Annotated in this window: 4 protein-coding genes and 1 pseudogene; 4 read left to right on the top strand and 1 reads right to left on the bottom strand. The window is 65.7% G+C overall.

From position 1 onward, the window contains the following. On the top strand, window positions 1–870 hold an 870-nt coding region (locus AADJ04_RS17410; RefSeq protein WP_341240385.1), incomplete at its 5' end, for a sigma-54 dependent transcriptional regulator. 33 nt (window positions 871–903) lie between these two features. On the opposite strand, the gene AADJ04_RS17405 is transcribed toward AADJ04_RS17410, so the two are convergent. Next, window positions 904–2265: a lytic murein transglycosylase gene (locus AADJ04_RS17405; protein WP_341240384.1), complete on the bottom strand. Its 1362-nt coding sequence runs from the start codon at window positions 2263–2265 to the stop codon at window positions 904–906. Window positions 2266–2596: 331 nt separating this feature from the next. Here AADJ04_RS17405 and sbcB point away from each other — a divergent pair. The 3 genes and pseudogenes from sbcB to AADJ04_RS17390 form a co-directional block, all read left to right on the top strand. Further along, a pseudogene (gene sbcB, locus AADJ04_RS17400) lies at window positions 2597–4042 on the top strand (exodeoxyribonuclease I). 75 nt (window positions 4043–4117) lie between these two features. Then, window positions 4118–5362, top strand: a complete 1245-nt coding sequence (locus AADJ04_RS17395) for a cystathionine gamma-synthase family protein (RefSeq protein WP_341240383.1) — start codon at window positions 4118–4120, stop codon at window positions 5360–5362. Between the two features lie 22 nt (window positions 5363–5384). Then, the coding region (locus AADJ04_RS17390; RefSeq protein ID WP_341240382.1) for a serine/threonine-protein kinase at window positions 5385–5922 on the top strand (538 nt) is incomplete at its 3' end.

Below are 5922 nucleotides of genomic sequence, written 5' to 3'. Positions count from 1 at the left end.
CTCTCGGGGCTGGCCGCAAGCTCGGTGGACGTGCTGATCCACGGCGAGACCGGCACCGGCAAGGAGCTGGTGGCTCGCTGCCTGCACGAAGCCAGCCCACGCAGCAAGGGCCACTTTGTGGCCATCAACTGCGGCGGGCTACCCGACACGCTTTTCGACAGCGAAATGTTTGGCAACGAAGCCGGGGCCTTCACCGGGGCGGGCAAGCGGCGCATTGGCAAGCTGGAACATGCCAGCGGTGGCACGCTGTTCCTTGACGAGATCGAAAGCATGCCCATGGCCATGCAGATCAAGCTGCTGCGCGTGCTGCAAGAGCGTGTACTGGAGCGCCTGGGCTCCAACACCCTCATTCCCATCGACTGCCGCGTGGTGGCCGCCACCAAGGTGGATTTGCTGGACCTGTGCAAACAAGGCAAGTTTCGCGAAGACCTGTACTACCGCCTGAGCATCGCCACGGTGGATCTGCCGCCGCTGCGTGAACGGCGTGAAGACGTACCGTTGCTCTTCGAGCACTTTCTGATGCTGAGCGCGGCACGCCACCAACAGCCCGTGCCCGAGCTGGCCCCCGGCCAGCTACAGCAACTGCTGGGCTACCCCTGGCCTGGCAATGTGCGTGAACTGCGCAACGTGGCCGAGCGGGCGGTGCTGGGCATTGCCGCCAGCGCTGCGCCATTTGCCGCGAAGGCGGGCGAGGGCACAGACCCCGCGCCCGTGCAGGCCCTGGCTGCCGCGGTGGATGCTTTTGAGCGCACCTTGATTGCCGAGGCCTTGCGCCAGCACGGCGGCAACCTCACCCGCACGGCCGAAGCCTTGCGGGTACCCAAGACCACACTGCACGACAAGATCCGCAGGCATGGCCTGGGCTCGTGACCTCAGCGGCTCCGTGCAAGGGCCGCTATGGCGCTATGGATTGGTGCCTGCAGGCGCCAGTGAGCGCAGCAACTCCAGCGTGGGATAGCCATCGGCCACCAGTCCCTGGCTTTGCTGGTACTTGCGCAGCCCGGCGCGTGTGGCGGGGCCCAGAACGCCGTCGGGGGTGCCCGTGTCAAAGCCCTTGGCGTTCAGCGCCGTTTGCAGTTGCCGCGTTTGCTCGCGCGACAGGGGTTGCAGGTCACGCGGCCAGTCGGCCACCACGCCGGGGCCGCCACTCAGGCGCTGCGACAGCAGCGCCACGGCCAGTGCGTAGTTGGTAGAGTTGTTGTAGCGCAGGATGGTGCGGAAGTTCTTCCCCACCAAAAATGCAGGGCCCCGCGCACCGGCGGGCGCCAGGATGGAGGCAGAGGCCAGGTCGGGCAGGGCGTTGCCGTCCATGGCGCGCACCCCTTCAGCAGCCCACTGGGCAGTGCTTTGCCGCACGCTCAACTCAGCCCTGGCGTGGTCAAAGCCCGGTGGTAGCTGCACTTCGGTCCCCCAGGTTTCACCGGGCACCCAGCCTTCCCGCTCCAGAAAATGCGCGGTCGATGCCGCCACGTCGGGGATGCTGCCCCAGATGTCGCGGCGCCCGTCGCCATCGGCATCTACCGCGTAGGCCTGGAACACGGTGGGAATGAACTGCGTGTGCCCCATGGCACCGGCCCAGGAGCCGATCATGGCTTCTGCCGCAATGTCGCCCCGGTCAATGATGCGCAGCGCGGCCAATAGCTGCGAGCGTGCCCAGTCGTGCCGACGGCCCTCGTAGGCCAATGTGGCCAAGGCGTCCACGGTTTTGAAGGTGCCGAAGTTGCTTCCGTAGTTGCTCTCAATGCCCCAGATGGCGGTGACCACGCTGGCGGGCACGCCGTAGCGCTCCGCAGCAGCCTGCAGCGGGGTGCTGTGCTGCTCCAGCTTGGCAAGGCCCTGGCTGACGCGCAGGGGTGACACGGCGCTGTCCAGATACGCCCAAGGGGTGCGTGTGAACTCGGGCTGTGAGCGGTCCAGCTCGATGACGAGGGGCTGCCATCGGGCCTGGGCCAGCACGTTGCGCACCGTGTCGGGGCGAATGCCTTCAGCCAGCGCCTGCGCAGCAAAGGCATTGCGCCATTGAACAAAACCTTCTTCATGCCCGTCTGCCGCTGCGGGGGCTGCTGGCACGGCGGCGGCTGGGGGCGGAACGGCAGGTGCCGCAGGCGCAGCAGGTGGCAGGGCCGCAGGTGTGCCTGCGCCGGGCGCCGTGGCGCAGCCGCCCAAAGCCAGGGCGCAGGCCAGTGCCAGTGCAGATGCCTTGGCCGTGAAGGGGACTGGAAAGCGGAGGCAGGGCAGGGGTGGTGTGGGGTGAAAGTAACGCATGCCCCATTGTCCAGCCTCGCCGGTGCGCCCCTGTGTCAGTTGGTATAAGAGCGGCTAACAAAACTCTTCTGGCTTCGTTGCTGTGTCTTGTCGTACCGCTCGTACTGCCGACGACACAGCGCCTAGCCAGAACCGCTTCGCTGAGTTTTGTTAGCCGCTCTAAGCAAATTGCTATCTATTTGGTAGCTGCTGGCGCTTACCCAATAAGCGCTGCGTGCCAAAATGACTGTAAACCCGGTTACAGTTGACGCTTTTCGCGGGCCCGCCATTGGCTTTGGGGGGCTTTCTCCATCGCGCTGGTTTCCAGGCGGAAGTTTTCCCACCGAGCACCATGGCATCTCACACCTTTCTCTGGCACGACTACGAAACCTTTGGTGCCAACACGCGGCTGGATCGCCCGGCCCAGTTTGCCGCCATCCGCACCGATGCCGAGCTCAACGAGATCGGTGAGCCGCTGATGATCTACTGCCGGCCCGCCAACGACTACCTGCCCGATCCGCAGTCGTGCCTCATCACCGGCATCACACCCCAGCTGTGCCTGGAAAAAGGCCTGCCCGAGCGGGAGTTCGCCAACCGCATCGAGGCCGAGTTTGCCCAGCCCGGCACCATTGGCGTGGGCTACAACACCATCCGGTTTGACGATGAAATCACGCGCTTCATGTTCTGGCGCAATCTCATCGACCCCTATGCGCGCGAATGGCAGAACCAGTGCGGCCGGTGGGACTTGCTGGACGTGGTGCGCATGACGTATGCGCTGCGGCCAGACGGCATCTAGTGGCCGAGGAAGGAAGATGGCTCGCCCAGCTTCAAGCTGGAACACCTCTCCCAAGCCAACGGCCTGGCGCACGAGGCCGCGCACGATGCGCTGTCGGACGTGCGCGCCACCATTGCGCTGGCGCGGCTCATTCGCCAGCACAACCCCAAGCTGTTTGACTTTGCGCTGGCGCTGCACAAGAAAGACCGCGTCGCGGCCGAGTTGCGCCTGCCCGCCACGGCGCTCACGGCGCGGCCTTTTCTGCATGTGTCGGGCATGTTCCCGGCTGAGCGGGGCTGCCTGGCGGTGATGTGGCCGCTGGCGAGCCACCCCACCAACAAGAACGAGCTGATTGCCTGGGACCTGGCGCACGACCCGCGCGAGCTGGCCACCTTGAATGTGGACGACATTCGCCTGCGCATGTTCACCCGCGCGGCAGACCTGCCCGAGGGCGTGGCGCGCCTGCCCATCAAGACCATCCACCTCAACAAATCCCCCATGGTGGTGGGCAATGTGAACACCCTCACGCCTGCGCTGGCGCAGCGCTGGGGCATTGACCTGGCCCAGGCCGCGCAGCACGCCGAGGTGGCCCGCAGCCTGCCAGATATGAGCGGCATCTGGCCCGCCGTGTTTGCCCGGCCGCAAGAGCCTGCGCCCGATGTGGACCAGGACCTGTACGGCGGCTTTGTGGGCAACAACGACCGGCACCACCTGAACGACTTGCGCACCATGAGTGGCGCCAGGCTGGCAACCGCCCGCACGGGGTTTGACGACCCGCGATTGACGGAGCTGGTGTGGCGCTACCGGGCCCGCAACTTCCCGGAAACCCTCACGCCCGAAGAGCAGGAACGCTGGGAAGCCCACCGCGCTGCCTGCCTGTTTGATGGGCAGGGCGGGGCGCGCACGGTGGAGCAGCTGTTTGCCCAGATCGACGAGATCTCCGAAACCGCCGACGACGAACGCACGCAGGACATTTTGGGCGCGCTGTACGATTACGCCGAACACATCGCGCCCGAGCGCTGATCCGGCGCACTGCGCCGGCTACCCCAGCGCACTACACGCCTTTTTCCCCTTTTTCCAGTTTTCGCATTCGCCACTATGAGCACCAAGCCTGCCGTTGATTTCACGACCCAGATCGTCCACGCCGACCGATGGGGCGGGGCCGAAAAGGGCGCCATCCACCAAGCCATCCATTCGTCCGTGCAGTACGGCTACGACCAGGTGGAAGACTTGATTGCCGTCTTCCAGGGCACGGCCAAGGGCGGCTACAACTATGCCCGCCAGGGCACGCCCACCACGGCGGCACTAGAGGCCAAGATCACCCAGATGGAAGGCGGCACTGGCTCCATCGTCTTTTCTACCGGCATGGCTGCGCTGTGCGCTATGTTCTTCACGCTGCTGAAGGCGGGCGACCACCTGGTGGCCAGCAAGTTCGTTTTTGGCAACACCAACAGCGTGTTTGGCACGCTGGCCGACCTGGGCGTGCAGGTGACTACGGTGGATGCCACTGACGCAGCCCAGGTACAAGCGGCCGTGCGCCCCAACACCCGCATGGCGTTTGTCGAAACCATTGCCAACCCCGGCACGCAAGTGCCCGACCTGGAAGGCATTGGCGCCCTGTGCCGTGACAAGGGCCTGCTGTACTTGGTGGACAACACCGTGGCATCGCCCTACCTGTTCCGCCCGGCCACGGTGGGCGCGGGGCTGGTGATGAATTCGCTGACCAAGTGCATTGGCGGCCACGGCGATGCGCTGGGCGGCGCCATCACCGATACCGGCCTGTTTGACTGGGCCCATTACCCCAACATTTTCGAGGCCTACCGCAAGGGCGACCCCAAGAGCTGGGGGCTGCAACAAGTGCGCAAGAAAGGCCTGCGCGACATGGGCGGCACCCTGGCTTCACACAGCGCCCACCAGATTGCCGTGGGGGCCGAAACCCTGGCCCTGCGCATGGAACGCACCAGCGCCACCGCGCTGGCACTGGCGCAGTGGCTGGAGCAACACCCGGCCGTGGCCAAGGTGCACTACCCGCTGCTGCCATCGCACCCGCAATACGCGCGCGCCCGCAAGCACTTCAAGGCAGGCTCGTGGTTGCTGTCGTTCGAGCTGAAAGACCCCGACCAGTGCCTGCCCCTGTGCAACCGGTTGCGCCTGCCCATCAAGGCCACGGGCCTGGCCGACACGCGCACGCTGATCATTCCGGTGGCCCACACCATCTTCTGGGAAGCGGGCCCCGAGGTGCGCGCCAACATGGGCATTGGCGACAGCATGATCCGCCTGTCGGTGGGCCTGGAAGACGCGCAGGACCTGCTGGCCGATTTCGAACAGGCGCTGGCGGGCTGAGGCAGCCTCGCCTTTCACGGCCATGAACGCGCCCTCGGCCTTGCCCCTGCACATTGGCAAATACCAGGTGCAAGCCGAGCTGGGCCGGGGCGCCAGCGGGGTGGTGTACCGGGCGGTAGATGCGTTCAAACGCCGTCAGGTGGCTATCAAACAGTTGCACGCCCACCTGGTGCGCCAGCCCGAGCAGGCTGAACGCTACCGCAAGCTGCTGCGCAATGAAGTGATGCTCACCGCGCGGCTGCGGCACCCCAACATCGTGCGCTTGCTGGATGCGGACGAACACGCTGCGCAGCCATACCTGGTGCTCGAATACGTGGCCGGGCAGCCGCTGTCGGCGTTTGCCAGTGCAGACACCTTGCTGCCCCTGGCGCAGGTGCTGGACATTGCCTACAAATGCTGCAACGCCCTCGACCACGCCCAGCGTGAAGGGCTGGTGCACCGGGACATCAAGCCCGCCAACGTGCTGCTGTCCGAACAAGGTGAAGTCAAGCTCACCGACTTTGGCGCCGCCCTGGCGGTTCGCAGCGATGCCACGCAACTGGCTGGGCTGGTGGGCTCAC

Source organism: uncultured Acidovorax sp. (assembly GCF_964021665.1).
Lineage (GTDB): Bacteria > Pseudomonadota > Gammaproteobacteria > Burkholderiales > Burkholderiaceae_C > Acidovorax > Acidovorax temperans.
Note: the sequence above shows the minus strand (reverse complement) of the source record. Positions and strands in the feature narration are given on the sequence as shown.